The organism is Saccharopolyspora sp. NPDC003752, from assembly GCF_053605825.1.
Map to the genome: position 1 here is coordinate 80,044 of NZ_JBSGJZ010000016.1, position 24,341 is coordinate 104,384.

The following is a 24,341-nucleotide window of genomic DNA, read 5'->3' on the forward strand; positions in this document are numbered from 1 at the left end:
TCAGCCGCGCTCCGCAACACCCTCCAGCTGGTTCCGGTCCCAGCCACCGGTTTCGGCGGCGGCCTCGTAGGTGGTCTGCAGGAACTCCAGCAGCGTCGCGTCCGGGTCGGCCGCGGTGCGCACGGCTTCGTAGGGCAGCAGGAACTCGCCGACCTCGGGGCTGTAGGAGGCGTCGGCCGGGCGGACCGCCTGCTGGGCGTACCCGGCGGGCTCGGGGTAGGCGTACGAGTAGAAGGTGCCCTCGCCGGGTCCGCCCGGCCAGAAGCCGCAGCTGCTGAGCTCGTGGGAGTAGCCCTCGACCATCACCCAGTCCGCGCAGTTGGGGGCGCCGCCCGGATGTTCCGGCGCGGTCCGCCCGGAGAACCGGGTGACCGCCAGGTCCATCGCGCCCCAGAAGAAGTGCACCGGGCTGACCTTCCCCACGAACCGCGCCCGGAACTCGGTCAGCACCCGGTGGGCGGCGAGCAGCTGCTGCCAGAACAGGTTCGCTTGCTCCGGGTCGTAGGAGGAGTGCTCGGTGTCCTCCTCGAACGGAATGGCGTGCTCGATCTCCCGCGGCATGGTCCAGATGGAGACCGGCAGTTCGAGCTCGCGGAGAGCGGCCATGGTCTCCCGGTAGAACTCGGCGACCGGCTTCGGCACCAAGCGGATCCGCCGCGCTTCCCCGACGCTGGACCGGATGTGCAGCAGGTGCTCGCAGAAGTCGAACTCGATGTCGAGCGAACGCCGGCCGTGCGGCATCAGCGAAGTGGTGAGCCCGCGAGCGGAGAGGTAGAGCGGAACCTGCCACCAGTGGTTGACCATGGGCGCCAAGGCCAACCGGACCTTCCCGACGACCTGCATCCACATGTGCAACGTGTCGCGAGTATCGACCCAATCGGCGACGCGCAACGAAGGCCAATCACCCGCAGAATCCCGAAAACCCGCCATAGCCGCCCCCAGCAAGCCGCCCCGACGGCCCCAGTGTGCATTTCCCGCAGCCCCGCCGCGCTCCGGACCATCCGGCGAAATGCATGCGCTATCGCGCCCAACCAGCGTGACGACGCCACGACCCGGCAGGGCGCGATAGCAATGGCTAGCGCTGCGCGGCAAGCCACCCGAACCGACGGAGCGCGCGGGCGAACCGCTCCGTTTCGGCAGCCAGGCACCCGAGGCTTCCGGTATCGACAGCACCGAGAGCGATTTGCTCCGCTTCGCAGGCGAGGTCGCCCTGGAGCAAGCGCATCGCCGATGCCATCTGCCCAGGAGTATCGATCCTCGCCGGGATTCCGCCGGGCACCGAAGTGTCGGATTCTCCTTGCACACCAGCACTTCCGAATGCGACGGACACGATGCAGTCCGTGCACTGCCTGACCGCTCGGGGCAGGCCGGGATTCGGCCCGTCCGGCTGCGAGCACTCCTCGACTTCGTCGAGCTCGAAGAACTGACCGCACCACGAGATGATGAGGGAATCCGTTGTGCGGCAAAGGATGTGGGAGAACCGGCACCATTCCGGGACAAGGCCCGGGCGGTATTGGACGTACCGAACCTCGCCGCTCTCCGATATCCATGTCCACGGCATCGTTCGTGACTCCTGCATTGCCCCTCCTCGGGTGAAGCGGATCTGATCCTGAGAAAAGTTGAGAAAACCTCACTAGATCTCAATAACATCGTGAGTACACTCAAGTTATCGTGAGAACACTCAGAGTGACATCGATCGATCGGGTGCACGTCGCCGCTTGTGATACTGAGATCGACGATCTGCCGACCGCCCCCGACCACAGGAGAGCTGCACCGATGGGACAACCACCTGCTTCGAGCACCGTTCGGGCTCTTGAGCTGGGAATGCGGCTGCGCGAACGTCGCGAACAGCTCGGGCTCACGGCCGCGGCGGTGGGCAAGCAGACCGGCATCGGCGGCAACAACATGTCGTCGATCGAGATCGCCAAGCGCAAGCTCACCGCGACCAAGCTCGACGAACTGGCCCGCGTCTACGAGCTCTCCGACGACGAGCGCGCGGAACTCGAAGAGCTGCGCGCCCAAGCCGAGCAGCGCGGCTGGTGGGACGACTACGCCCGCATGTACTCGGAAGACTTCCTGCGCTTCCTGGGTCTAGAGGCTGGTGCGACTGCGACGCGCGAGTACGCACCCGAGACGATTCCCGGTCCATTGCAGACCGCCGACTACGCCCGTGCCATGGTTCGCGGCGGTTCGCCCTACATCAAGCCGGTTGATGTAGGTCCCCGCGTCGAATCCCGACTCGCCAGGCAAATGCGCCTCGAAGGTCCCGATCCGCTCGCCTGCACGGTCATCATCGGCCAAACCGCCCTCCGGCAAGAAGTCGGCAGTCGCGACGTCATGGCCAACCAGCTCGCTTGCTTGGCAAAGCTCAGCGAAGAGCGCCGCGACCACCTCAAGATCCACGTCATGCCCTACACGGCTGGCGCGCATCCGATCATCGGAGGCGGACTCGTCTTGCTGTCGTTCGATTCGCGGTGGCTACCCGACATGGTCTGGCAGGAGTCGGTGACAACCGGATCGCTGATCGACAAGCCGCACGTGGTTCGCGAGCTCAGCGCCAGCTTCGACGAAGCGGCCGAACGCGCCCTGGATCTCGATGCTTCGCTTGAGATGATCCATCAGGTCCGCAAGGAGATGGAGAAGTCATGAACACCGCTGCCTCGTCCCCGAAGCCGACAACCGGCTGGTTCAAGAGTTCGTTCAGCAACCCATCGCAAGCCTGCGTCGAGATCCGTTTCGCAGATGATCTGGTGCAGGTCCGGGATTCGAAGGACCGCGGCGAAGGTCCCGTCATCGACGTGCTCGGCCGCGAGTGGCCGACCGTGCTCGCCGAGGTCGCCGGGCTGGTTCCCAGGGGTACCAACCGCGCCATCCGCATCGTGCGGCACGCCGACGGCGGAGCCGATTTCCAGCCGCTGCCCGCGCGCTCGTTAGCCCTGCGCTACACAGCGGCGGAGTGGGACGCCTTCGTGGCCGGGGTCCGTGCCGGGGAGTTCGACCTGCCGCGCTCCGTCCGGCCAGCGGCCTGATCTGCTCGGGGCCGTGAGGGTTCTGGGTTGCCGTGGCGGTCCAGAAGGCTCGCGGCCCCGTTACCGGACAGCAGATGCCGCAGGGCGCGATCGAGCAACCGAACGCCTTCGATGATCTTCGTTCGCGCCGATCAACCTCCTGGGCTGCCGGACGTCCCAATACCGGGAACGCCGCTTTCACCGAGGAGATAACGTGCTGGGTCGACGAGGGTTCGCCGCGATTGCCGTCGCCGTTGGTTGCTTCATCGCAGGCTGCGCGCCCGAAGGCCCTGCGCCGTTGGACCGGGCGAAGGCCGACCTCCAGGCGACCCAGTCCGCCGGCTCCACCGCCTTGCAGTTCGCAAGCGCATCGGCCGGTGCCGACCTCCCTTGCGAAGGGACGGACGATGACGACAAGACTTTCTACGGAACTACCAAGGCCAGAGCCGCGACCGAAGCCACGCGCGTCAGTCCCGAGCAGGCACGCCAGTACCTCGATGCCGTCGAAACCTTATGGCGCGGTCGCTCGAACTGGCTCGACCACAATCGCAGCACTCCCGAGATCGCGGAGATGGTCTACGTCTCGGTGGACAGCAGCGACGACTACCTGATCATCGCCCGGTACGACCCAGGCGCCGAGACGGTCGACGTGAGCGCCGAGTACACCTGTCAACCTTGATCGGCGGGCCGGTCGACCGATCGCGCCGGGTCGCCGTGACATCATGTGGTGCTGTGGAGTCCACCCGTATCGACCGCTGGCTCTGGGCCGTCCGGCTGACCAAGACCCGCCCGGACGCCGCCGCCGCTTGCCGCGGCGGGCACGTGCGCGTCAACGACCGCCCCGCCAAGCCCGCGACCACCGTGTGTCCCGGCGACGAGGTCCGAGCCCGCGTCGGCGACCGGACCCGCGTCGTCGAGGTCGTCCGGGTGATCCAGCGGCGCGTCGGCGCGGCCGATGCCTCCACCTGCTACATCGACCGGACACCGGCTCCGCCGCCGGAGACCTCGGTGCCGGTGGCCCGCCGCGAGCGCGGTGCCGGGCGGCCGACCAAGCGCGACCGCCGGATGATCGACAAGTTCCGCGAGCGGGGCGCCTGAACAGCGCCGTCAGCGGTCAGTTCCCGCTCCATCCGGGAAGAAGCGGGTCACCACGGCCGTTTTCCCAGGCCCACCGCCGCTGAGGCCGCTGGCTTGGGAGCGCGAGGCCAGCGATGATGCCCCAGCTCCCCGTGCCGTGCATGTCCGATGGCTGCCAGCGCCACGCACGTCCAGTCTGGGAAGGTCCTCATCGTGCTCGATTTCGAACGCTGCTGGCGTGCCACCCTCAGCCGAGACACTCGCTTTGACGGGCTGTTCTACACCGCTGTAGTCACTACCGGCATCTACTGCCGTCCAAGCTGCCCAGGTTGCCCCATGAGGAAGAACGTGCGGTTCTACCTGAGCGCAGCCGCAGCGCAATCCGCCGGCTACCGCGCCTGCAAGCGCTGCAACCCGGACGCCAGTCCCGGCTCTCCGGAGTGGAACCTGCGGGCCGATGTCGCCGGCCGGGCGATGCGGCTGATCGCAGACGGCGTCTGCGACCGGGACGGGGTGAGCGGACTGGCCGCGCAGCTCGGCTACACCGAGCGACATCTGCACCGGTTGCTCAGGGCCGAAATCGGTGTCGGCCCGCAAGCCCTGGCACGGGCTCAGCGGGCGCAGACGGCCCGAATCCTGTTGGAAACAACCCGTCTTCGCATCACCGACGTGGCGATGGCCGCGGGTTTCTCCAGCATCCGCCAGTTCAACGACACCATGACCGCGATTTTCGATCGCACTCCCACAGCTCTCCGGAACATGGCGACCTCCCCTGCCCCGTCCGCTGCGGGCACCATCAGCGTGCGCCTCTCGGTCCGCGAACCGTTCGACGGGCCAGCGCTGCTGCGCTTCTTCGCTGCGCGGACGATTCCAGGTGTCGAGGAGGTCGAAGGAGGCATCTATCGCCGAGCGCTGCAACTGCCGCACGGCGCGGGCGTGGTCGTCCTGATCCCGCGAACCGGCTGTGTGGAGGCGGAGTTCCGCCTGGAAGACGTCCGGGACCTGGCCACCGCCATACATCGGTGCCGTCGGCTGTTGGATCTGGATGCCGATCCGCTGGCGATCGCCGAACTTCTCGTTGCGGAACCGCTGACGGCTCCGCTGGTCGTGGCCAGCCCCGGCCTGCGCGTACCCGGAGCGGTCGATACCCAGGAACTGCTGTTGCTCACCGCCTTGCGGCAGACCTTGCCGAGGGGGCCGAGTCGGGAGGCTGCGGCCGCGCTGACGCTCCGGCACGGACGCGAACTGCCCTCGCCGACCGGATCGGTGACCCATCTGTTCCCCACCGCCGAGGCGCTGGCCGAAGCGGAACTGACCGATGTGCTCAGCCCCGAGTCTGCGCGGCTGCTGCGAGCTGTCGCCTCAGCTGTAGCCGCGGGAGAACTGGTGCTCAGCAACGGGGGCGACAGGGCGGACACGGAACGCCGGCTGAAGCAGGCAGGTCTGAGCGGCCAGGCGGCTGCCTACCTGGTGATGCGCGCGCTGAAGGATCCGGATGTCTTCCTCGCACAGGCGTCGGCGACCAGACATGCCCTCCGAGACCTCGGTGCACCGACCGACCTGGCTTCTGCGACACGGCGCGCCGAGCGCTGGCGTCCTTGGCGGTCCTATGCACTGATGCACCTCTGGAACCACCACGGCCACGACTACGAGCAATTGGCCTCTGACACCGGGCGGGGACACACGGCACTGGCGGCATGACGTCGCCTGCCGGACGAGACCGCAACGGCGAACACGCATCGAGGAAAGCTCATCGCCGGGCCGAGCCCTACGGCGGCATCGCTGCACCAGGCCGGCGCATCAGGAATGGAAAACGTCGCCTCCTGCGCAAATTCCCCCGTCGGTGATCGACCAGAAACGCCAGACCGCGCTGTTCCAAATTCCTCGGCCGAGCTCGATACCGAACTTCGCCTTCCCACAGCGCATCCCGAATCCGAACCAGGAATCAAATGATCCAGAAAACGCGCCTGAATCATTCCACGGCCACATTGATCGTCAGCAGCGTCACGACATTCCTGTTGCCGCTGGACTACACAGTCGCCTCCGTAGCTCTTCGCGATATCCACCGGGAATTCTCGATCAGTTTCAGTGATCAGCAGTGGGTGATCAACGGTTACACCATGGCGTTCGCGGCACTGTTGATGGCCGGAGGCGGCCTGGCCGATCTCTTGGGGCGCCGCAAGGTCTTCCTGTTCGGCCTTGCCGTCTTCACCGCGGCGTCGTTGCTGGCCGGCCTGGCCCCTGCGGTCCTGTGGCTGAACGTCGGGCGAGTAGCTCAAGGCATCGGCGCCGCAGGCATGTTCAGTTCTTCCCTTGCTCTGCTCACCCAGGAATTCGCCGGACCACGTCGTGCTCGGGCGTTCGCGGTCTTCGGCGTCGCCTCCGGGCTCGGGGCATCTCTCGGACCGTTCATCGGCGGGTTCGCCGTCGACGTGGGCGGGTGGCGATGGGCGTTCCTGCTCAACGTGCCTTTCGGCATCGCCATGCTGGTACTGGGGCTGCTGGGCACCCGCGACTCGAAGGACCCCGATGCCACGCGGCTCGACCTGAAGGGCCTGGTGCTGTTCAGCGGTGCGGTACTGCTCGTCGTCTACTCGATCGTCACAGCCCCTCAGATCGGCTGGAGCAGCCCCACCATCATCTGCACTTCGGTCGCGGCAGCCGCGATCGCCGTCATCTTCGTGCCGGTGGAGCTGCGCCAGCCCTACCCGCTAATCGATCTGCGACTGTTCGCCGACCGGACGTTCCTCGGCGCCAGCGTGGTGCCCTTGGTCCTCTCGGTCGCCTTCTGGGGCCTGTTCCTCTACACCCCGCTGTACTTCCAAGGGGTGTTGGGATACAGCCCCTTGGAGGCAGGCATGGCGATGCTCCCGTTCGCCGTTCCGCTGTTCGTCGCCGGGCCCTTGGGGGAACGTCTGGCACACGTCGTCTCATCCCGTGCGCTGCTGGGAATCGGTCAGCTGTTGGTCGCCATCGGTGCTGTTGCCCTGGCTTTCGCGCCGCTGCACAGCGAGTGGACGGGCTACGCGGTAGGAGGTTTCGTCAGCGGTCTGGGGACCGGGCTCATCAACGGTGAGATGAGCAACGTGGCGATCAGCATCGTCCCCGCGCACCGTTCCGGAATGGCTTCGGGCATCAACTCCACCATGCGGATCGTGGGGATGACAGCGGGCTTCGGAGGGATCGGAGCGGTGCTGTCCGCCGTGGTCTCCAACGACCTGGCAGCCCAGGGCCTCGATCATCTTTTCGGTGCGCTCACCATGGAAGTGGCGACTGGCAACATCAGCGGCGCGGCCGCCACCGTTCCCGATCCGCTGCGCAGCGCCTTCCGCGCCGCAGCCGACCACGCCTTCGCCACCGGCATGCGCGCCGGGTTCATCGTTGGCGCTGCGGTAGCCCTGCTGGGGGCGGCTGCCACGTTCGCGCTCATACGTCCTGGCCAATCGGAGACGCGGACCACCGCCACCGAGGCACCGCCGCATGCCGAGGCAAAGGCATAGCAACGCCGGCCTTGGAGGATTCGGCGCCGTCAGGGTTTCTTCCCGGCCCGGTCCGGGAAGAAGCGGGTCACCACCGCCGTTTCGACCAGGCCCACCAGCGTGTACAGCACGATCGACGTCGCCGTGAGGACCACGACCGACGCCCACAGCTCGTCGTAGCGGAAGCCGCCGACCGCGCGCAGGATCGCTCCCCCGGTGCCCTGGCCGGTGGCCAGCCACTCCGCGATCAGCGCACCGATCAGCGCGCCCGGCACCGCGATGCGGGCCGAGGCGAACAGCGCGGGCAGCGCCGCCGGGACCGCCACCTTCCGCAGCACCGTCACCTTGCCGCCGCCGTAAGCCGTGACCAGGTCGATCGTCGGGCGCGGCGCCGAGCGCAGGCCGAACACCAGGTTCACCAGCGCCGGGAAGAACACCACGATCCCGCCGATCACGGCGATGCCGGCGGCGTCGCGGCCGAAGACCAGCATGATCAGCGGCGTCATCGCCACCAGCGGCACCGAGCGCAGCAGCATCGCCACCGGCATGACGGCCTGCTCGACGCCGCGCGCCAGGAAGAACGCCACCGCGAGCACGATCGCCGCGACCAGGCCGGCGACGAAGCCGAGGCTCGCGTCGCGCAACGTGACCGCCAGGTTGCCGAAGACGGTGGCGCGGTTGGCAGCCGCGTCGTCGTCGGTGACCAGGTACTCCCACACCGCCGACGGCGGTTTTCCGACCATCGAGTTGATGTCGAACAGCTCCAGGAACGCGATCCACAGCAGCACCACGACGACGGCCGAGGCCACCATCGGGATCAGCAGGCGGATCGCGGATCGGGCGAACGTGCTCATCCCTGCTCCCCCTTGGCCCACGGCGTGATCAGGCGTCCGAGCACGGCGAGCAGCGCGTAGCCGACGCCGGCGAGCAGCCCGCACACCACGGCCAGCGCCCAGGTGCGCGGCACCACGTACTGCTGCTGGGCCACCGTCAGCACCACGCCGAGTCCACTGTCGACACCGCCGAGGTACTCCCCGATGATCGCGCCGAGCAGCGCCGCGGGCACCGCGATCTTCAGCGCGTTGAGCACCGCCGGCAGCGCGGCGACGAGCTGCACCTTGACCAGGCGGTGCCAGCGGTTGCCGCCGTAGGCGGTCACGACGTCCAGGCTCGCCTTGTCGGCCGCGCGCAGGCCGAGCAGCGAGCCGACCAGCGTGGTGAAGAAGACCGATAGCGCGGCGAGGAAGATCGTGGGCGTCCGGCCGCCGAACACCACCAGGATGATCGGGCCGATCGCGGTCAGCGGCATGCAGTAGCTGACCACCGCGAGCTGGGTGGCCACGCCCTCGGTGACCGGGAACAGCAGCACGACCATCGCGATCGCCAGCGCGATGAGATTCCCCCACAGGTAGCCCATTCCGGCCCCGCCGAGGGTGACGCTCGCGTTGTCCCAGTAGAACTGCCAGCCGTCCTCGGCGAACTGCTGCACGACGGCCAGCGGCGTCGGCACCGCGCCGCCGCCGGCGAACACCGTCGCCGCGAGCACCCACCACAGCGCCACCAGCGCCGCGATCCCGGCGGCGCCGCCCAGCCAGCGGGTCATGAGGCGGTCCGGGCGGTGAACAGCAGCTCGGAGATGTGGTCGTGCAGCGCGTGGAACTCGGGCGTGCGCATCATCTCCGGGGTGCGCGGGCGGGGCAGGTCGATCTCGACGACCTCGAGGACGCGGCCGGGCCGCGGGCTGAGCACCGCGACGACGTCGGACAGGAAGATCGCCTCGGAGATGCCGTGGGTCACCATGAGCGTGGTGGCCGGGCGTTCGGTCCAGATCCGCAGCAGTTCCAGGTTGAGCCGCTGCCTGGTCATGTCGTCCAGCGCGCCGAACGGCTCGTCGAGCAGCAGCACGCGGGGCTGGACCACGAGGGCGCGGGCGATCGACACGCGTTGGCGCATCCCGCCGGAGAGCTGCGCGGGCTTCGCCTTCTCGAAGCCACCGAGTCCGACCAGCTCGATCAGTTCCTGGATCAGCCCCGGCTCCGGCTTGAGGCCCGCGACCTCCAGCGGCAGCCGGATGTTGGTCGCGACGCTGCGCCACGGCAGCAGCGCCGAGTCCTGGAACGCGATCCCGAGGTGGTGGTGCTTGCGCAGTTCCAGCGGCGTCTCGCCGTGCACGAGCGCGGTGCCGGTCGTGGGCTCTTCGAGCCCGGCGAGGATGCGCAGCACCGTGGACTTGCCGCAGCCGGACGGCCCGAGCAGCGACAGGAACGCCCCTTGCTCGGTGTGCAGGTCGACGTTCTCCAACGCGGTGACCGGGTTCTTGCGCAGCGCGAAGCGCTTTCCCAGTCCCGACAGCGAAATTCCCTCGGTCACCGCAGCAGGTCCGGGTTCTCCTGGTAGACCTCGCGCAGCGGGGCGAGGTCGAACAGGTCATCGGCGGCGATGTCGATCCCGGCGAACTTGAGCGAGTCGATGTTGGCCCCGATGAGCTCGTCGGAGACGGTCAGCAGCCCGTTCGTCCTGGTGTCGTCGGAGACGATCAGCTCGGCCTGGCGCTGCATCATCCCCTCCTGCTCGTCGGCCTTGAGGTTCTGGTCCTTGCCGTACTGGTCGACCGCGAGGCGCGCGGCGCCGGCCGGGTCGGCGATGGCGTCCTTCCAGCCGCGCACCATCGCCTTCAGGAAAGCCTTCAGCTTGTCGCGTTCCTCGTCGATGGTCTGCTGCGACACGATCAGCGTCTCGCCGACCAGCGGCAACCCGTTGTCGGCGAACAGGAACTGCGTCGCCGGGACGCCGCGGCGGGCGAGCGTGGCGGCGCCGCTGGTGGAGAACCCGAGGTAGCCGTCGATCTGGCCGGTGGTGATCGGCGTCGGGTCGAACTGGAACGGCACGCGGGTGAGCTGGCCCGGGTCGATGCCGTTGGCCTTCAGCAGCGCGGTGAAGGCGAGGTCGTTGCCGTCCTGCACGCCGATCCGCTTGCCGATCATCGACTTGGCGTCGGGGATCGGGTTCTTCTCCAGCGACACGACCGCGAACGGGTTCTTCTGGTAGGTCGCGGCGACGATCTTCAGCGGCGCGCCCTGCTTGATCGCCGGGGCGGTGATCAGCGGCGCGGACACGCCGATCCACGCCCGGCCGGTGGCGATCGCCGCCTCCGCCGAGGTGCCCGCGGCGCCCCCGGCGAGCAGCTCCACCCGCTCGAAGCCCGCCTGCGAGAAGTAGCCGCGGCTGTCGGCGAAGTACTGGCCGGCGAACTCGACGTTCTTCACCCAGGACAGCTGCATGGACACCGAGCCGCCGGAGGAACCGCTCGACGCGTTGCCGCCGCAGGCCGACAGCAGCGCCGAGCCGCCCAGCGCCAGCCCGGACAGACGGAGGAATCGACGCCGGTCGAGGGGCCGGCCGGCAGACCGGAGGTTAATCATGCGTGGCAGTCAAACAAACGGCGCAGGCGCGATCCATGTGCGCGCAGACGAAAGATCCGGCCCGGTCCGGACGCGATCGTTGGAGAGTCCTACAAGGACGTTACGGTGCTGTGTCGAAGTTGCAGGCCCGATCGGGGCACGTGGGGAAAACCTTGGGCGATCCGCCGAAGCGGCGCACGGGCGGTTCCGGTTGGCTGTGGGGACGATGACGGTGGGAGGAGAAGCGTTCATGCTGCCGACGGCGGAGTTGCACATTCACATCGAGGGCACCTTGGAGCCCGAGATGCTGGTCCGCCTGGCGGCGCGCAACGGGGTGAAGCTGCCGACCACGGACATCGACGAGCTGCGCGCCCGGTACCGGTTCACCGACCTGCAGTCGTTCCTCGACCTGTACTACGCGAACCTGCCGGTGCTGCGAACCGAACAGGACTTCTACGACCTCACCAGCGCATACCTGGCGCGCGCCGCGCAGGCCGGCGTGCGGCGTGCCGAGATCTTCTTCGACCCGCAGACCCACCTGCGCAACGGCGTGCCGCTGGAGGCGGTGTTCGCGGGCCTCTCCGGCGCGCTGGACGACGCCCGCGACATCTCGACCGATCTGATCCTGTGCTTCCTGCGGGACCTCGGCGCGGACGCCGCGGAAGAGACGTTCCGGGCCGCGTTGCCGTTCCGCGACCGGTTCATCGGCGTGGGACTGGACTCCGCCGAGGTCGGCCACCCGCCGTCGCTGTTCCGCGAGGTGTACCGGATGGCGGCGGCCGAGGGGCTGCACCGCGTCGCGCACGCCGGTGAAGAAGGCGGGCCCGACTACGTGTGGGAGGCGCTGGACGTGCTCGGCGTCGAGCGGATCGACCACGGGATCCGCGCGATGGAGGACGCCAAGCTGGTGCGGCGGCTGCGCGAGGAGCAGGTGCCGCTCACCGTCTGCCCGCTGTCCAACGTGGCCCTCCGGGTGGTGGGCGAGCTGGCCGATCACGTCCTGCCCGCGATGCTCGACGAGGGCCTGCTCGTCTGCGTCAACAGCGACGACCCCGCCTACTTCGGCGGCTACGTCGACGACAACTTCGCGGCGCTGCGCAGCGAACTCGGCCTGGACGACCAGCAGCTCGCGACGCTGGCCCGCAACTCGTTCGACGCCTGCTTCGCCCCGGCGGAGCAGAAGGCCCGCTGGAAGGCGGAGGTGACCGCATGACGCATCGGCTGGACGGCATCAGGATCTGGGACGGAACCCGGGACGTCGGGGTCAGCGACCTGGTGTGGGCGCCGGACCGCATCGAGGAGGTCACCCCCGCCGCCGAGGAGCGCTGGCCGGAGTTGTGCGTGCTGCCGGGCCTGGTGGACACGCACGTCCACCTGCTCGGCTTCGCCGGCGAGGGCGACGGCGGCACCGACACGTTCACCTTCCCGCTGGTCACCACGCGCGAGGAGCAGACGCTGCACGCGGCCGCGAACGCGCAGAAGGCGATGCGCCGGGGCGTCACGACGCTGCGGGACCTCGCGGGCGACCAGGCGCAGGCCGCGGCGCGGCGGGCGTTCGACCTCGGCATCATGCCGGGGCCGCGGTTGCTGGTCAGCGGCCCGGTCGGGATGACCGCGGGCCACGGCGACCTGTTCGTCCCGCCCGCGGTGAAGGAGCGGGCGCCGCTGGCCGACAGCCCCGACGAGTGCCGCAAGCTGGTGCGCACCTGGGCGCGGGCCGGGCTCACCGGGATCAAGATCTTCACCAGCGGCGGGGTGCTGTCGATCGGCGACAAGGTCGGCTGGCGCAACCACACCCGCGAGGAGCTCCGGGCGACCATCGATGAGGCGCACGCGCTGGGCATGCTCGTGTCCGCGCACGCGCACTCGGAGATCGGCATCCAGATCGCCTTGGAAGAAGGCGCGGACTCCATCGAGCACGGCACCGAGCTCACCGCGGAGCAGGCGGAGGTGCTGGCCGCGCGCGGGACGCCGGTCGGGCCGACGCTGCTGATCAACGAGATCATCGCGCGGGGCGAGGCCGCCGCGAGCGCGGAGGCCAGGGACAAGGCCGCCGAGCTGGTCGCCCGCCGCGACGAGCTGTTCCGGGCCGCGGCGCGCGCCGGGGTGCGGTTCGTGCTCGGCACCGACGCCAGCGGCTACTTCGTGGAGTTCGGCGACCAGCTGACCGAGGTGGTCCGGATGACCGAGGTCCTCGGCTTCGACGCGGAGACCGCGCTGCGCGCGGCCACGTCCGACGCCGCCGCCTCGATGGGCCTCGGGAACGTCACGGGGCGGATCGCGCCGGGCTTGGGCGCGGACTTCATCGTCCTGCGCGGCAGGCCCTGGGAGCGGGCGGCCGACCTGGCGCCGGAGAACATCGTCGCGGTCGTCTGCCGCGGCGTCCTCGTCGCCGGCGAACTCCCGTCCTGACGGCGAGGGCTCGTGAGTGCGAAACCGGTTCCTAGCGGAACGAGCACTCACGAACCTCGTGCCGCTAGGCCGTGCCCGTTGCGGGCTGGTTGTTCTCGGCGACGTCCAGGCAGGTGAGCGCGAGGTAGAGGTCGACGCGGTCGCGCATCGAGGACAGGCTTCGGCCCGTCAGCTGCTCGATGCGCTGGATCCGGTACCGGAGCGTGTTCACGTGCACGTGGAGCTCCTCGGCGGAGCGCTGCCACGAACCGCAGGATTCGAGGAACGACGTGAGGGTGCCGATCAGGTCCGAGCCGTGCACGGCGTCGTAGTCGGCCAGCGGCGTGAGCATGTGGTGCCGGAACGAGCGGCGCAGCCGTGCCGGTAACGCCGACAGCAGGACGGCGTGCGAATCGACCTTCGACCCGGACACCACCACCGGCGCCCGGCCGGGCCCGTGGCCCCGCGCGGAACGCAGCCGCCGGCGGGCGATCTCCAGCGCCGAACCCAGGTCGCTGACGCTGGCGGTCGGCTCGCTCACGCCCGCCAGCAGCCGGTTCCGGCCGGGCAGCTCGGCCGCCGACAACTCGGCGGCCACGCCGTCGAGGTGCTCCGCCGCGCCGTTGACCAGCAGCACGGCGTTGTCGTCGTCGGCGTGCACGAGGAGGCGGCGGCCAGGCGCCGCCAGCAGGTCGGCGAGGTTCTCCGCCAGGCCGTCGCCGGGGCCGGCCGAGGCCGCGACCACGACCGTCGGGAGGTGCGGGTCGGCGCCGAGCATCCGCAGGTGCGCCGACACCTCGCCGGGCGCCGCGGTGTCCGAGCCGAGCACGCCGACGAGGTCGGCGATCTGCCCCTGCTGCAGGGAAAGCCGCTGCTTCTCCGCCAGCACGATCTCGCAGACCGGCGTGAACGACCGGTCCTCGGCGATCACCAGCAGCGGCAGGCCGAGCTCGGCGCACGCGGCCACCAGGCCCGCGGGCATCGCCCTGGTGACGAGCAGCCCGACGACCAGCCCGGCCGCCCGGCTGCGCGCCAGCGCGGCGGCGAACGGCCGGCTGTCGGCGGGATCGCGGTACCAGAGGCAGCTGGTGAGCACGAGGTCGCCGGGGAGCAGGAACCGGCTCGGATCCGGCAGGTCCGTCACGTAGGCGCGGCGCACCTCGCCGGCGAGCCCGGCCGCGCCCGCTTCCACGACGGACAACCCGAGGTCGAACTCGTGCACCAGCTCGCGCAGCCTCATCGTCTCTCCTCAACTCCGGTCGGTCGCCGAGGTAGCACATCATGGAGGCCGTGGTCCGCGCCAAGGACGGTCGGCTCCGGCGGGCCGTCGAGTGTCCGTTGTGGACGATGATGAACAGCCGGTGACGGGCCCGGTACGCCGCGCGATGCCGGGTGCCGCTCAGGGCTCGTCGTGGGCGGCGAGGACGTGGTCCCGGCCTCCCTCGACGTGGGCCGTGATCGTGCGGCGCAGCGCTTCCGCGTCGCGGGCCCTGAGCGCGTCGACCATCGCCTGGTGTTCGTCGTCGATGCGTTTCAGGTCGCGCCCGGAGCGGACCCAGCGGCGGCTGTAGGGCTCGACGAGGTGCAGCAGCTGGTCGATGAAGCGCAGCGCCAGCCGCCGCTCGGACATCTCGTAGATCCGGCGGTGGAACTGGTAGTTGAGGGACGCGCGGCCCGCCGCGTCCGCGCCCTTCTCGCGCATCCGGTCGGCCATGGCCTGCAGTTCGTCGATGTCGCGTTCGCGGCAGCCGCGCACGATCTCGTCGGCGAGGTGGGGTTCGAGCTGGAGACGCAGCTCGAAGAGCTCGGCGATGTCGCCGTGGCTGAGCTCGGCGACGATCATGCCGCGCTGCGGTTGCACCTCGATGAGGCCTTCGGCGGCGAGGGCGTGCAGCGCCTCGCGCAGCGGGATGCGGCTGACCTCCAGCTCACCTGCCAGCTGCTCCTGGACGAGGCGGGTGCCGGGGAGGAGCTCGCCACCCCGGATGGATTTCCGCAGCCGCGCGGCGATCACCTCGGCGCTGTTGCTGGTCCGGGCTGCACGAGTCACTGCGCCAGGATACCCCTTGCCCAATCCGCAGCGACTGTATACATTCGCTGCGAATCAACTCGAAGGGAAGGTTTCCGGATGTCCGGTGACGTCGACGTCGCAATCATCGGCGGTGGATTGCTCGGGCTGGCAACGGCGAGGGCGGTGTTGCGCGCGCATCCGGATTCCTCCGTGACCGTCCTGGAGAAGGAATCCCGGTGGGGCGCGCACCAGTCCGGGCACAACAGCAACGTGATCCACAGCGGCCTGTACTACGCACCGGGCAGCCTCAAAGCGCGGCTGGCCCGCGCCGGCGGAGAAGCGATGATCCGCTACTGCGACGAGCACGGCGTGCCGGTCAAGCGCACCGGCAAGATCGTGGTCGCCACGGCCGAAGAGCAGCTGCCGCGGATGGACGCGCTCGAAGCCCGGGGCCGGGAGAACGGCGTCACGGTGCAGCGGCTGAGCCGCGGCGAGATCGCCGAGCGGGAACCCCACGTCGCCGGTGTCGGCGCGCTGGCGGTCGCCGACACCGCGATGACCGACTTCGGCCAGGTGTGCCGTGCCTTCGCTGCCGAGCTCGCCGAACTAGGCGCCGACCTGCGCACGAACTCGCCGGCGCGGTCGTTCACCGCCGCCGGCGACCGGACCGTCGTCCACACCCCCACCGGCGAAGTCCGGGCGCGGATCATCGTCAACTGCGCCGGCCTGCACAGCGACAAGATCGCCGAGGCCAGCGGGCACCGGCCGCCGGTGCGGATCATGCCCTTCCGCGGCGAGTACGCCGAGATCCGCCCGGCTCGCCGAAGTTTGATCAACAACCCGGTCTACCCGGTTCCCGACCCGGATCTCCCATTCCTCGGCGTGCACGTGACGCCGATGCTCGACGGCACCGTGCACGTGGGGCCCAACGCCGTGCCCGCCCTGGCGCGCCAGGGCTACCGGTGGCGCGACGTCGACCCGCGCATGCTCGGCGAGTTGCTGCGCGATCCCGCCCTGCGCGGGCTCGCCCGGCGCTATTGGCGTTACGGCCTCGCTGAGATCAGCCGATCGCTGATCTGGCCGCTGTTCGTCCGCGAAGTCCGCCGGATGATCCCGGAGATCAACGGCGAAGACCTGCGCAGGCACGGCAGCGGTGTGCGGGCGCAGGCCGTCAAGCCCACCGGCGAGCTGGTCGACGACTTCGTCATCAGCCACACCTCGCACGCGATCCACGTGCTCAACGCCCCGTCCCCGGCGGCGACGTCGAGCCTGCTCATCGGCAGCCACATCGCCGCCGAAGCCTTCGACCGGCTCGGACTGACGGACATCGCCCGGACCGTGCGCGAGTCCCCGGCCGGAATCTGACCCGCGAGCCCCTTGCGGCGCAACCACGTGCTGCGCCCGGCCGCCAGTTCTCTCCTTCAACGACGATCGAGGATCGCTTCATGACCGACCTGCTCTCCAAGCCCGATCCCGGTTCTGGCTTGCACGAAAGCTCGACCCGCCGACGGGTGGCGACCGCGACGATCGTGGGTTCCGCCTTGGAGTGGTACGACTTCTACCTCTACGCCTCGATGGCGGCGCTGGTCTTCGGCGGCCTCTTCTTCCCGAAGACCGACGGCTCGACCGGCACGCTGGCCGCCTTCGCCACGTTCGCGGTGGGCTTCCTGGCCAGGCCGATCGGCGGGCTGCTGTTCGGCCACCTCGGCGACCGCATCGGCCGCCGGAACGTCCTGATGATGACGTTCGTGCTGATGGGAGCCGCGACCGGGCTGATCGGCCTGCTCCCCACCTACGAGACCATCGGCGTGCTCGCCCCGATCGCCCTCGTCGTCCTGCGAGTCCTGCAGGGCCTGGGTTCCGGCGCCGAGTACAGCAGCGCGGCGGTGGTCGCCTACGAACACGCCAGCTCGGACCGGCGCGGCAGGCAGGGAGCTTGGCCCGCGCTCGGACTCAACGTCGGTCTGCTCCTGTCGTCGCTGACGGTCGGTGCGCTGACCAGCGTCAGCGAGGAGTTCGTGCGGTCCGGCGGCTGGCGCATCCCGTTCATCGCGAGCTTCGCGTTGGTGGGCGTGGGGATCTGGGTGCGACGCCGGATTCCGGAGTCCCCCGCATTCGAGCAGGGTGCCGAAAAGCCGGCGAAGGCGCAGATCCCGCTCGTCACGCTGCTGAAGCGGGATTGGCGCGGCCTGCTCGTCGTGATGGGGATCGCGCTCGGGTACAACGCCCTCAGCTACATCTTCAAGACCTTCTCCCTCGCCTACCTGTCGGAATTCCAAGGCGTCGCGGCGAATGTGGGCGCGTTCGGCATCGCGCTGGCCAGTGCTGCCGCGATCGTCATGGCGCCGGTGTTCGGCTGGGCGAGCGACCGCTTCGGCAGCCGTCGCGTAGTCCTGGCCGGCGGCGTCGCATCGGCCCTGTTCGCCTTCCCGTTCTTCGTGCTGCTCGACACCCGGGACACCACCGCGATCTGGTTGTGCCTGGTGATCGCCACCGGCGTGCTGGCACCGGCCATGTTCGCGCCGCAGGGAGCGTTCCTGTCCAAGCAGTTCCCGGCTTCCGTGCGCGTCAGCGGGGTCGGTGTCGGGCGAGAGTTCGGCGGCGCCATCTCCGGAGGGCTGGCACCGGTGCTGGCGTTGGCGATCGTCGGCGCCAGCGAAAGCCACGCCACCTGGGGCGTGTCGTTGATCCTGATCGCCAGTGGCGCCCTGGTCGTCCTGGCGGCCCTTCTGGACCAGACGAAGCGGCACGCCGAACGCTGATCCGCGTTCTCCCGTCGACGTTGGGACAACGCCCTCGGTATCGCGCCGAGGGCGTTGTCGTTCTCGGGCCCACGACTGCTCTCTTTCAGAGCCCGGCGGACTCCATCGTCGCCGCTTTCCGGGTCAACGCGTGACCGCCGCATCACCGGCAGCCGCCGCCTGGATGAGCGCGTGGGAGCCGCTGGTCCGCCAGGCATCGCCGGTGCCGTCCAGGGCGGCGGCGGTCGCGTCGTCGAGGCCCACCACGACCTCCGACTTGAGGACCCGCAACGCGACCACCGGGGACGGGAAGTGGCCGACGACGTCGGCGAACGGCGTGGTGGCGGGCCAGTACCGGTCGCCGACGAGGCGCCGGTAGTTCAGGTCGCCCTTCATGATGGTGACCGACGCGGACGCGAGCTCGGCGCGCAGATCGGCCGGCATGGCGCGGTAGTCCAGCGGCGCGCAGAAGAACGGATGGGCGCGCACCTCGATCCGCCCGTCCCGCAGGCCGTCCCAGATCCGCTGCCCGACCGCGCCCACCTCCCCGGCGAGGCCCACCAGGTGGCGCAGGACGCCGACGACGTCGGCGGGCGTGGCGTCGGAGACGTAGTACGGCGTCGGCTTGACGTGCAGGACGACGCGGTCCGCTCGGCCGGTCGCCAGCAGGTGATCGGTCAGCACCAGGTCGGCGGCCAGCTCACCGGCGGAGTTGTCGGCGACGAGGTGAACCGGGCCGGGCTCGCCGAACAACGACCAGAACACCTGGCTGTCGCCGGTCACCAACCCGGCCGCGGCGCCCTCGGCGCCCGCCGACATCCGGAACGCGAGGTCGGCCTGGTTTCCCCACACCGCCGCCCGCACCACGGTGTCATCGCGATCCGCCTCGCTCAGCTGCGGCAACGCGTCCAGCGCCGCCAGCGCCTCGGCGGTGCCGGCGCTGCGGAGCTCCGCTTCCTTCATCGGAGCGAACGGATCGATCCCGCGCCACGGTCCGGGCTCGAAGTAGCCGACGGCTGCGAGCAGCTTGCGGAAGAAGTAGCTCTCCGCCCACAGGAACGAGCAGTCCGACCACGGCCTGCCCAGCCGGTCCGCCGCCCAGGCCGCCCAAACGCCGTCGTCGGGCGCGTCATCGCCGAGCGGCTCGACCACTCCCCCGGTCGTCTCGCGCAGCAGCTCCGCCAGCCTGCCGCGCACGCCCGTCCCGTAGGGGAACGCGGTGCACAGCTGCTCGATCATCACCGGGTGGCGTTCGTGGAACACCTTCCAGGCGAACGAACCCGGCACCCCGATCGTGATCAACGGCGCTTCCGGTCCCACCACTGCTCCCGCCTCGTGCCCATCCACCCGCCGAAGCCTACGCATGCGGTGCAAGTGTCCACATCAGACGTCCGCGTCGCACGTTCGGGGCAACCTGCGGGTCCCGCCGACACGCCCCGAAGCGGAGGAGTTCGAGGTGCCGAAGAAGGCTCCACCGGGCCAAGATCGCGAAGCTGACCAGCACGGACTTCTGACCCGGGCGGACAAGGGGCCGCGCCGGACCGGGGCGCGGCCCCGTCACGTTCCTGCCGCGGCCATCTCGCGGCGCCGGGCGCTGAGTTGCCCGCGCGCGAGCGGGACGACGGCGGCGAGGACGCACAGGGCTCCGATCGGAATCAGGTCGAGTGACACGACGGGCAGGATCGATCCGACCAGGACGAGCGCAGGGCACCACCACGCGACCGCCTTCGCCCTGGCCAGCATGATCGTCAAGGCGAGCAGTCCGACGTACAGCAAGGGCGGCCCGACCACGTAGAACACGACGCGCGCACCCGGGATGGCGCTGACCTGAGCGCTGATCGCGCTCATCCCGGCCTTGTCGGATGCCAGCAGCCCGGCCACGACGTCGATCACGAACTGAACGACCGAGGTACCCACGCCGACGAACGTGACGACGGTCCAGAACGTGCGACCGCGCCCTGGCAACTGCCTCCGCAGCCCCAGAACTGCGGGGACGAGCAACGCGAGGCCGACGAGGTTCACGAGGTGGGCGACCTGCCAGTCGAGACCAGGCCCGTACTGCCCGTCCATCCTCCCGACGAGGCGAACGACACCGTACCCGGCGAAGCACAGCGGCGCCGCGATCAGACATGCACGTGAGAACGTCATGCACCGACCCTGGCCCGGCCCGGTCCCGTGGTCATCGGGGCTTTCCCCCAACCGACCCGGACCTTCGCCAGACCCGGACCTTCGCCGCCGGCATCATCACGACACGCCGACGGCTGTGGACAACCTCCCCCGCCTGTGGACAACTCCCGCAATTTCAATGGAAATCGAAGGTCCGATTTCCATTGAAATTGCGGACACACCGGGACTCTGGGCGCGGGAGCGGCCGTTCCGGCGATGCGGCCGTTCCGGTGATTCCGCGCGCTGCCTACCTGATCTCGGCGGCTGATGCCGCCGTGGCTCCGTTCGGGGTGGTGAATCCCGCTAGCAGCCGCGTCGGCTTGCCGTTGGGGACCGCGATCGTCGTGGTTCGCTCTCCTCGGCCGTCCACTTCGATCTCTCGGTCCGCCAGGATCGCTCCGTCGGCGTCCACCGCGAACAGGTGGATCCGGCCCGGGCCGTTCGCCTCCAGGCCGGCGTGGATCTCGCCTCCACCGGCTCGTGCGCTCGTGAGCCGAGTCGCCGAATCGCCCGCCTGCGGGGCACCGCCCAGCGAGGTGTTCAGGCGCACGGCTTGCTCGATGGAACCCGGGGAGTCCACCGAGGACAGCGCGTCCAGCGGGAGCACCGGGGCCGGTGGCGGGGTCGGTTCTCCCGCGGGCCGGTCTTGGAGGAGCGCGTGGCCCCAGCGGTACGGGTCGCCTTGCACGCCGCCCCAGGTGGACCAGCCGATCCGGGACTGGCCGGTGAGGTCCTGCGTGTCCGAGTCGTACACCAGGACGTTCAGCCCCAGGCGCCGGGGATCGACCGATCCCGGCAGGTCCTGCAGCGGAATCGCCACCTCGACCGCGTAACCGCCCCCGCGCGGCTTCGACGCGAGCTCCAAGCCCGGCGCGGTCTCCTCGCCCGGGCCCTGGTGGTTGTCCGCATCCCTTGCATAGCAAGGACTTCCGGCCCCGCTGGTGGACGGCAGGACGGCCACCTTGAAGGTGCTCGACGTGTTCTCCGAGTCCGCCTTCGGGTCGATGGTGATCTCGACCGCGTCGGTGCGCCAGTGCCGCTTGCAGTCCTCCGGAGCCAGCAACGCACCTTGCTCGTCGTCCACGACGTCGACCAGTGCGTACAGCTTGTCACCGCGCCAGGACAGCCTTGCCGTGGCGGCGCAATCCGGAGCCGAGCACTGCTCGCCCTCCCACAGCGCGGACACGTCGAGCGGGGCGCCCGGGTACTCCTGGGGTCCGGCTTCGCCGTCCACCACCGGATCCGATCCGGCCTGCGGAATCGTCGTGGCCGGTACCAGTTCGAGGGCTGCGGTGGTCTCACTCCTCACGTCGTCGGTGCGGGCGGTCAAGGTGTAGGCGTGGTCGCCGCCCTGCATCCCGGTGGGCATCCCGGGGTCGGTGCTGCGCACCTCGTACGTGAGCGACGCGGTTTCACCGGGACCGACTTGCTCGAACCGCTGCTCCGCGTTCGGCACGTCGAATCCCGGCGGCGGCGCGAACCGAACCGCGCCGGAGCGGGGCTGCGCGCTGTGGTTGCGGACGATCACCTGAACGTCGCGCTCACCGAGCGCCGGAACGGTCTGGATCGGCGGAACCTCGTTCTCAAGCAAGGGGAATCCCGCTTGCGTCGTCCACCGCTGGAACTCCGCGACACCCGGCAGCGGCGCCTGCTCTGCCACGACCGGTGGCACGACGTCGAACCGCAGCTCGCTCTCCGCGCGTCCCTGCGGGGTTTCGATCCGCACCGGGACCGGCACGCGCGCGGCGGCCTGCCGCGGCGGCGCGGTCACGGCGAAGTCGACTCGCGCGGTCGCTCCCGGTTCGATCGTCCCGTGCGCGCCGTCGCCCCGGGCTTCCCACCCCGGCGGCAGATCCAGCGCGACCCGGCCCGCTTGCAGCGCCGCTTCCGCCGGTGCCGTCACCTCGACGCGGACCTGCGTGCGCTCGCCGGGCGTGATCCGCTGGCGCTCCGCGGTCGCGGCCAGCCCGGTGCCGACCGGGAGGCCACCGGGAATCGGCAGCAGCGCGCCGAGCAGCGGCGCGTCCGCGCCTTGCGCGCCTGGCGCGTGCGGCGCGCGGTTGGCGATCTCGGTGAGGTGATCGCAGCCGACCTGCGCGGGATCGGCCGGGATGTCCGGCCGGCCGGCCCAACCCTGGCTCCTGTACTCGCGTTCGGCGGCGCGTTCCCGCTGCTCCCAGTTGATGTCACCGGCGATCCCGTGCACGTAGTACTCGGACCCGGGCGAATCCGCCGGGGTGGTGCGCCTCTCGCAGTCCGGTCCCTGGACCTCCTCTTCCGCCCCGGCCGCGTTCGACAGCACCCGGCGCACCGACCAGGGCGCCAAGCCCTCGTCGTCGATCTGCTCGGGGAACGCCGCGGGATCGGCGGCCTGGCGGTACGCCTCGAGCGCGAGCCGTGCGGCGTACTGGTGGTTGCCATGGTTTCCCGGCGTGGGCGCGGGATCCATGGTGACGACGACCTCGGGCCTGGTCTGGCGCACGACGCGGACGAGCTTCGCGAGCACGTCGTCGTGGCGCCAGGCCTGTTCGGTCAGCGGGGCGCTCACCGTGTAGTAGAGGTCGGGCTCGTCGAGGTTGTACACGTCCGTGACGCCGAGGCCGCCGACCGCGCGCCGCTCCTCCCCTTCGCGCAGCAGGCCCAGCGCCGGTCCCTCCTCCGGCCCGACCGCGTTGCCGCCGCCTTCACCTCGGGTGATGGTCACGACGCCGGTGCGCACCTGGTGGTCGTGGCGCCACCGGCCGAACGTCGACAGCAGCGATGCCTCGTCGTCCGGGTGCGCGCCGACGAAGAGGACGTCCAGGTCCTGGGCGGGACCCGGCTGCGCGGCGCCGGGCGGCGCCAGCACCCCGGCACCCAGCGCAGCCGCCAGCACGACAATCGAACCAGCACGAACCGATGGCACCGAACCACTCCTCAGGCCGAGATGATCACGCGACGCCGAGGATGGCACGGACGCCCTTGCCGTGCGCCCGAAAACACGCCGCAGCGCAGCCCGTCCCACGCTTCAGGACGGCCAGGCGTCCACCTTCGTCGCGTTGTCGCCGAAGACGAACGGGCTCTGCTCGCACTCGGCGATGAAGTCGCCGGGGAAACCGAGCCGGAACTCCACCACGGCATCGAGCTCTTCGACCGCCTCGGCGGGCAGGACGACGTCGGCCGCACCGACGTTCTCGATGATCTGCTCGGCGCTGCTGGCGCCCACGATGGGCAGCACCGCCGGGGATTTGCTGCGGGTCCAGGCGATCGCCACCTGGGCCGGCCGGACGCCCAGTTCGCGGGCGACCTCGCGGACGGCGTCGGCCGCCGCGCGGTCCCGCTCGGTGAGCGCGGCGGGATCGACTCGCCGGCCCACCGCGCCGGAGAGCACGCCGGCCGCGAGCGGCGCCCACGTCGTCACGCTCATCCCGAACGCCTCCGCCATCGGCAGGAGCTCCCGCTCGATGTCCCGGTTCAGCAGGTTGTAGGGCACCTGCAGACCCGCGAACGGCGTCCAGTCCCGCCACTGCGCGAGCGTGTTCGCGCGGCTGACGACCCACGCCGGGGCGTCGGACACTCCGATGTGGAGGATCTTCCCCGCTCGCACGGCGTCGTCCAGGGCGCGCATGGTCTCCTCCACCGGCGTGTGGCGGTCCCAGATGTGCACCCAGTAGATGTCGATGTAGTCGGTGCGCAGGCGGCGGAGGCTCTGCTCCAGCGACAGCACGAGGTTCTTGCGGTGGTTGCCGGCGGCGTTGGGATCGGCGGCATCCCGCGACAACGTGTACTTCGTGCCGATGACGAAGCGGTCGCGCCGGTCGACGACCGTGCCGAGGATGCTCTCGCTCTCGCCGTAGGCCGAAGCGGTATCGAGGACGTTGCCGCCCGCATCGGCGTAAGCATCGATGATGCGCCGGCACTCGCGTGCGTCGTCGATGACCATGGTGCCGAGGACGAGTTCGGAAACGCGCAGGCCGGTTCGGCCGAACAGGCGGTATCGCATCGTCACACCACCTCCGCGCCGACCGCCGCACGACGGGCGCGGGTTCGGCTTCGGAGGTGCTCGATGCGGGTGGAAGCACTCATGC

Annotated in this window: 21 protein-coding genes; 10 read left to right on the plus strand and 11 right to left on the minus strand. The window is 70.0% G+C overall.

Annotated elements, in window-relative coordinates; translation table 11 throughout:
• On the minus strand, positions 1–843 hold the full coding sequence (locus ACWEV3_RS21830; RefSeq protein ID WP_452615661.1) for a DUF5996 family protein: 843 nt from the start codon (positions 841–843) through the stop codon (positions 1–3).
• A gap of 843 nt (positions 844–1,686) precedes the next feature.
• On the opposite strand from ACWEV3_RS21830, the gene ACWEV3_RS21835 reads away from it, so the two are divergent.
• From ACWEV3_RS21835 to ACWEV3_RS21860, 6 genes are all read left to right on the plus strand, one after another.
• Positions 1,687–2,649, plus strand: coding sequence for a helix-turn-helix domain-containing protein (locus ACWEV3_RS21835; protein ID WP_452615662.1), 963 nt, complete (start codon positions 1,687–1,689; stop codon positions 2,647–2,649).
• On the plus strand, positions 2,646–3,029 hold the full coding sequence (locus ACWEV3_RS21840) for a DUF397 domain-containing protein (RefSeq protein ID WP_452615663.1): 384 nt from the start codon (positions 2,646–2,648) through the stop codon (positions 3,027–3,029). The genes ACWEV3_RS21835 and ACWEV3_RS21840 overlap by 4 nt, the downstream gene beginning before the upstream one ends.
• Before the next feature lie 193 nt (positions 3,030–3,222).
• Complete coding sequence (locus ACWEV3_RS21845; RefSeq protein WP_452615664.1) at positions 3,223–3,687, plus strand: hypothetical protein; 465 nt, start codon at positions 3,223–3,225, stop codon at positions 3,685–3,687.
• 53 nt (positions 3,688–3,740) lie between these two features.
• Positions 3,741–4,106: an RNA-binding S4 domain-containing protein gene (locus ACWEV3_RS21850; RefSeq protein ID WP_165967949.1), complete on the plus strand. Its 366-nt coding sequence runs from the start codon at positions 3,741–3,743 to the stop codon at positions 4,104–4,106.
• A gap of 147 nt (positions 4,107–4,253) precedes the next feature.
• Positions 4,254–5,786, plus strand: coding sequence for a bifunctional transcriptional activator/DNA repair enzyme AdaA (locus ACWEV3_RS21855; protein WP_452615665.1), 1,533 nt, complete (start codon positions 4,254–4,256; stop codon positions 5,784–5,786).
• Between the two features lie 248 nt (positions 5,787–6,034).
• The gene (locus tag ACWEV3_RS21860; RefSeq protein ID WP_452615666.1) at positions 6,035–7,585 is read left to right on the plus strand and encodes an MFS transporter; all 1,551 of its coding nucleotides are present in this window, start codon (positions 6,035–6,037) and stop codon (positions 7,583–7,585) included.
• Between the two features lie 29 nt (positions 7,586–7,614).
• On the opposite strand, the gene ACWEV3_RS21865 is transcribed toward ACWEV3_RS21860, so the two are convergent.
• From ACWEV3_RS21865 to ACWEV3_RS21880, 4 genes are read right to left on the minus strand one after another with little or no spacing between them, the layout of a single operon-like run.
• Positions 7,615–8,418 (minus strand): ABC transporter permease, encoded by an 804-nt coding sequence (locus tag ACWEV3_RS21865; RefSeq protein WP_452615667.1) that lies wholly within the window; start codon positions 8,416–8,418, stop codon positions 7,615–7,617.
• Positions 8,415–9,167 carry an ABC transporter permease gene (locus ACWEV3_RS21870; RefSeq protein WP_452615668.1) on the minus strand — a complete coding sequence of 251 codons (753 nt, stop codon included), beginning with the start codon at positions 9,165–9,167 and terminating at the stop codon, positions 8,415–8,417. The genes ACWEV3_RS21865 and ACWEV3_RS21870 overlap by 4 nt, the downstream gene beginning before the upstream one ends.
• Complete coding sequence (locus tag ACWEV3_RS21875) at positions 9,164–9,934, minus strand: ABC transporter ATP-binding protein (protein WP_452615669.1); 771 nt, start codon at positions 9,932–9,934, stop codon at positions 9,164–9,166. Before ACWEV3_RS21875 ends, ACWEV3_RS21870 begins: the two co-directional genes overlap by 4 nt.
• Positions 9,931–10,986 (minus strand): ABC transporter substrate-binding protein, encoded by a 1,056-nt coding sequence (locus ACWEV3_RS21880; protein ID WP_452615670.1) that lies wholly within the window; start codon positions 10,984–10,986, stop codon positions 9,931–9,933. The genes ACWEV3_RS21875 and ACWEV3_RS21880 overlap by 4 nt, the downstream gene beginning before the upstream one ends.
• Before the next feature lie 229 nt (positions 10,987–11,215).
• On the opposite strand from ACWEV3_RS21880, the gene ACWEV3_RS21885 reads away from it, so the two are divergent.
• Both ACWEV3_RS21885 and ACWEV3_RS21890 read left to right on the plus strand, forming a co-directional pair.
• Complete coding sequence (locus ACWEV3_RS21885; RefSeq protein ID WP_132479989.1) at positions 11,216–12,178, plus strand: adenosine deaminase; 963 nt, start codon at positions 11,216–11,218, stop codon at positions 12,176–12,178.
• Positions 12,175–13,377: an amidohydrolase family protein gene (locus tag ACWEV3_RS21890; RefSeq protein WP_452615671.1), complete on the plus strand. Its 1,203-nt coding sequence runs from the start codon at positions 12,175–12,177 to the stop codon at positions 13,375–13,377. Before ACWEV3_RS21885 ends, ACWEV3_RS21890 begins: the two co-directional genes overlap by 4 nt.
• Before the next feature lie 64 nt (positions 13,378–13,441).
• On the opposite strand, the gene ACWEV3_RS21895 is transcribed toward ACWEV3_RS21890, so the two are convergent.
• Positions 13,442–14,596: a PucR family transcriptional regulator gene (locus ACWEV3_RS21895; protein ID WP_452615672.1), complete on the minus strand. Its 1,155-nt coding sequence runs from the start codon at positions 14,594–14,596 to the stop codon at positions 13,442–13,444.
• A gap of 159 nt (positions 14,597–14,755) precedes the next feature.
• Positions 14,756–15,406, minus strand: a complete 651-nt coding sequence (locus tag ACWEV3_RS21900) for a GntR family transcriptional regulator (protein WP_452615673.1) — start codon at positions 15,404–15,406, stop codon at positions 14,756–14,758.
• Positions 15,407–15,484: 78 nt separating this feature from the next.
• On the opposite strand from ACWEV3_RS21900, the gene lhgO reads away from it, so the two are divergent.
• The gene (gene lhgO, locus ACWEV3_RS21905; RefSeq protein WP_452615674.1) at positions 15,485–16,732 is read left to right on the plus strand and encodes an L-2-hydroxyglutarate oxidase; all 1,248 of its coding nucleotides are present in this window, start codon (positions 15,485–15,487) and stop codon (positions 16,730–16,732) included.
• Positions 16,733–16,812: 80 nt separating this feature from the next.
• Positions 16,813–18,129, plus strand: a complete 1,317-nt coding sequence (locus tag ACWEV3_RS21910; RefSeq protein WP_452615675.1) for an MFS transporter — start codon at positions 16,813–16,815, stop codon at positions 18,127–18,129.
• Between the two features lie 123 nt (positions 18,130–18,252).
• On the opposite strand, the gene ACWEV3_RS21915 is transcribed toward ACWEV3_RS21910, so the two are convergent.
• The 4 genes from ACWEV3_RS21915 to ACWEV3_RS21930 all read right to left on the minus strand — a co-directional run bounded on the left by ACWEV3_RS21915 (position 18,253) and on the right by ACWEV3_RS21930 (position 24,256).
• Positions 18,253–19,455, minus strand: a complete 1,203-nt coding sequence (locus ACWEV3_RS21915) for a damage-control phosphatase ARMT1 family protein (protein WP_452615676.1) — start codon at positions 19,453–19,455, stop codon at positions 18,253–18,255.
• A 210-nt stretch (positions 19,456–19,665) separates the two neighbouring features.
• Positions 19,666–20,256, minus strand: coding sequence for a hypothetical protein (locus tag ACWEV3_RS21920; RefSeq protein WP_452615677.1), 591 nt, complete (start codon positions 20,254–20,256; stop codon positions 19,666–19,668).
• 265 nt (positions 20,257–20,521) lie between these two features.
• Positions 20,522–23,179: a sugar-binding protein gene (locus ACWEV3_RS21925; RefSeq protein WP_452615678.1), complete on the minus strand. Its 2,658-nt coding sequence runs from the start codon at positions 23,177–23,179 to the stop codon at positions 20,522–20,524.
• Positions 23,180–23,281: 102 nt separating this feature from the next.
• A complete protein-coding gene (locus ACWEV3_RS21930; RefSeq protein WP_452615679.1) occupies positions 23,282–24,256 on the minus strand; it encodes an aldo/keto reductase in 975 nt (324 codons plus the stop codon).
• Between the last annotated feature and the right edge of the window lie 85 nt (positions 24,257–24,341).

Excerpts from the sequence above, each read along its gene's own strand:
- ACWEV3_RS21855 (WP_452615665.1), top strand. The coding sequence starts at position 4,254 with ATGGCTGCCAGCGCCACGCACGTCCAGTCTGGGAAGGTCCTCATCGTG.
- ACWEV3_RS21860 (WP_452615666.1), top strand. The coding sequence starts at position 6,035 with ATGATCCAGAAAACGCGCCTGAATCATTCCACGGCCACATTGATCGTC.
- ACWEV3_RS21930 (WP_452615679.1), bottom strand. The coding sequence starts at position 24,256 with ATGCGATACCGCCTGTTCGGCCGAACCGGCCTGCGCGTTTCCGAACTC.
- ACWEV3_RS21910 (WP_452615675.1), top strand. The coding sequence starts at position 16,813 with ATGACCGACCTGCTCTCCAAGCCCGATCCCGGTTCTGGCTTGCACGAA.
- lhgO (WP_452615674.1), top strand. The coding sequence starts at position 15,485 with ATGTCCGGTGACGTCGACGTCGCAATCATCGGCGGTGGATTGCTCGGG.
- ACWEV3_RS21920 (WP_452615677.1), bottom strand. The coding sequence starts at position 20,256 with ATGACGTTCTCACGTGCATGTCTGATCGCGGCGCCGCTGTGCTTCGCC.
- ACWEV3_RS21890 (WP_452615671.1), top strand. The coding sequence starts at position 12,175 with ATGACGCATCGGCTGGACGGCATCAGGATCTGGGACGGAACCCGGGAC.
- ACWEV3_RS21885 (WP_132479989.1), top strand. The coding sequence starts at position 11,216 with ATGCTGCCGACGGCGGAGTTGCACATTCACATCGAGGGCACCTTGGAG.
- ACWEV3_RS21830 (WP_452615661.1), bottom strand. The coding sequence starts at position 843 with ATGCAGGTCGTCGGGAAGGTCCGGTTGGCCTTGGCGCCCATGGTCAAC.
- ACWEV3_RS21870 (WP_452615668.1), bottom strand. The coding sequence starts at position 9,167 with ATGACCCGCTGGCTGGGCGGCGCCGCCGGGATCGCGGCGCTGGTGGCG.
- ACWEV3_RS21840 (WP_452615663.1), top strand. The coding sequence starts at position 2,646 with ATGAACACCGCTGCCTCGTCCCCGAAGCCGACAACCGGCTGGTTCAAG.
- ACWEV3_RS21895 (WP_452615672.1), bottom strand. The coding sequence starts at position 14,596 with ATGAGGCTGCGCGAGCTGGTGCACGAGTTCGACCTCGGGTTGTCCGTC.
- ACWEV3_RS21880 (WP_452615670.1), bottom strand. The coding sequence starts at position 10,986 with ATGATTAACCTCCGGTCTGCCGGCCGGCCCCTCGACCGGCGTCGATTC.
- ACWEV3_RS21865 (WP_452615667.1), bottom strand. The coding sequence starts at position 8,418 with ATGAGCACGTTCGCCCGATCCGCGATCCGCCTGCTGATCCCGATGGTG.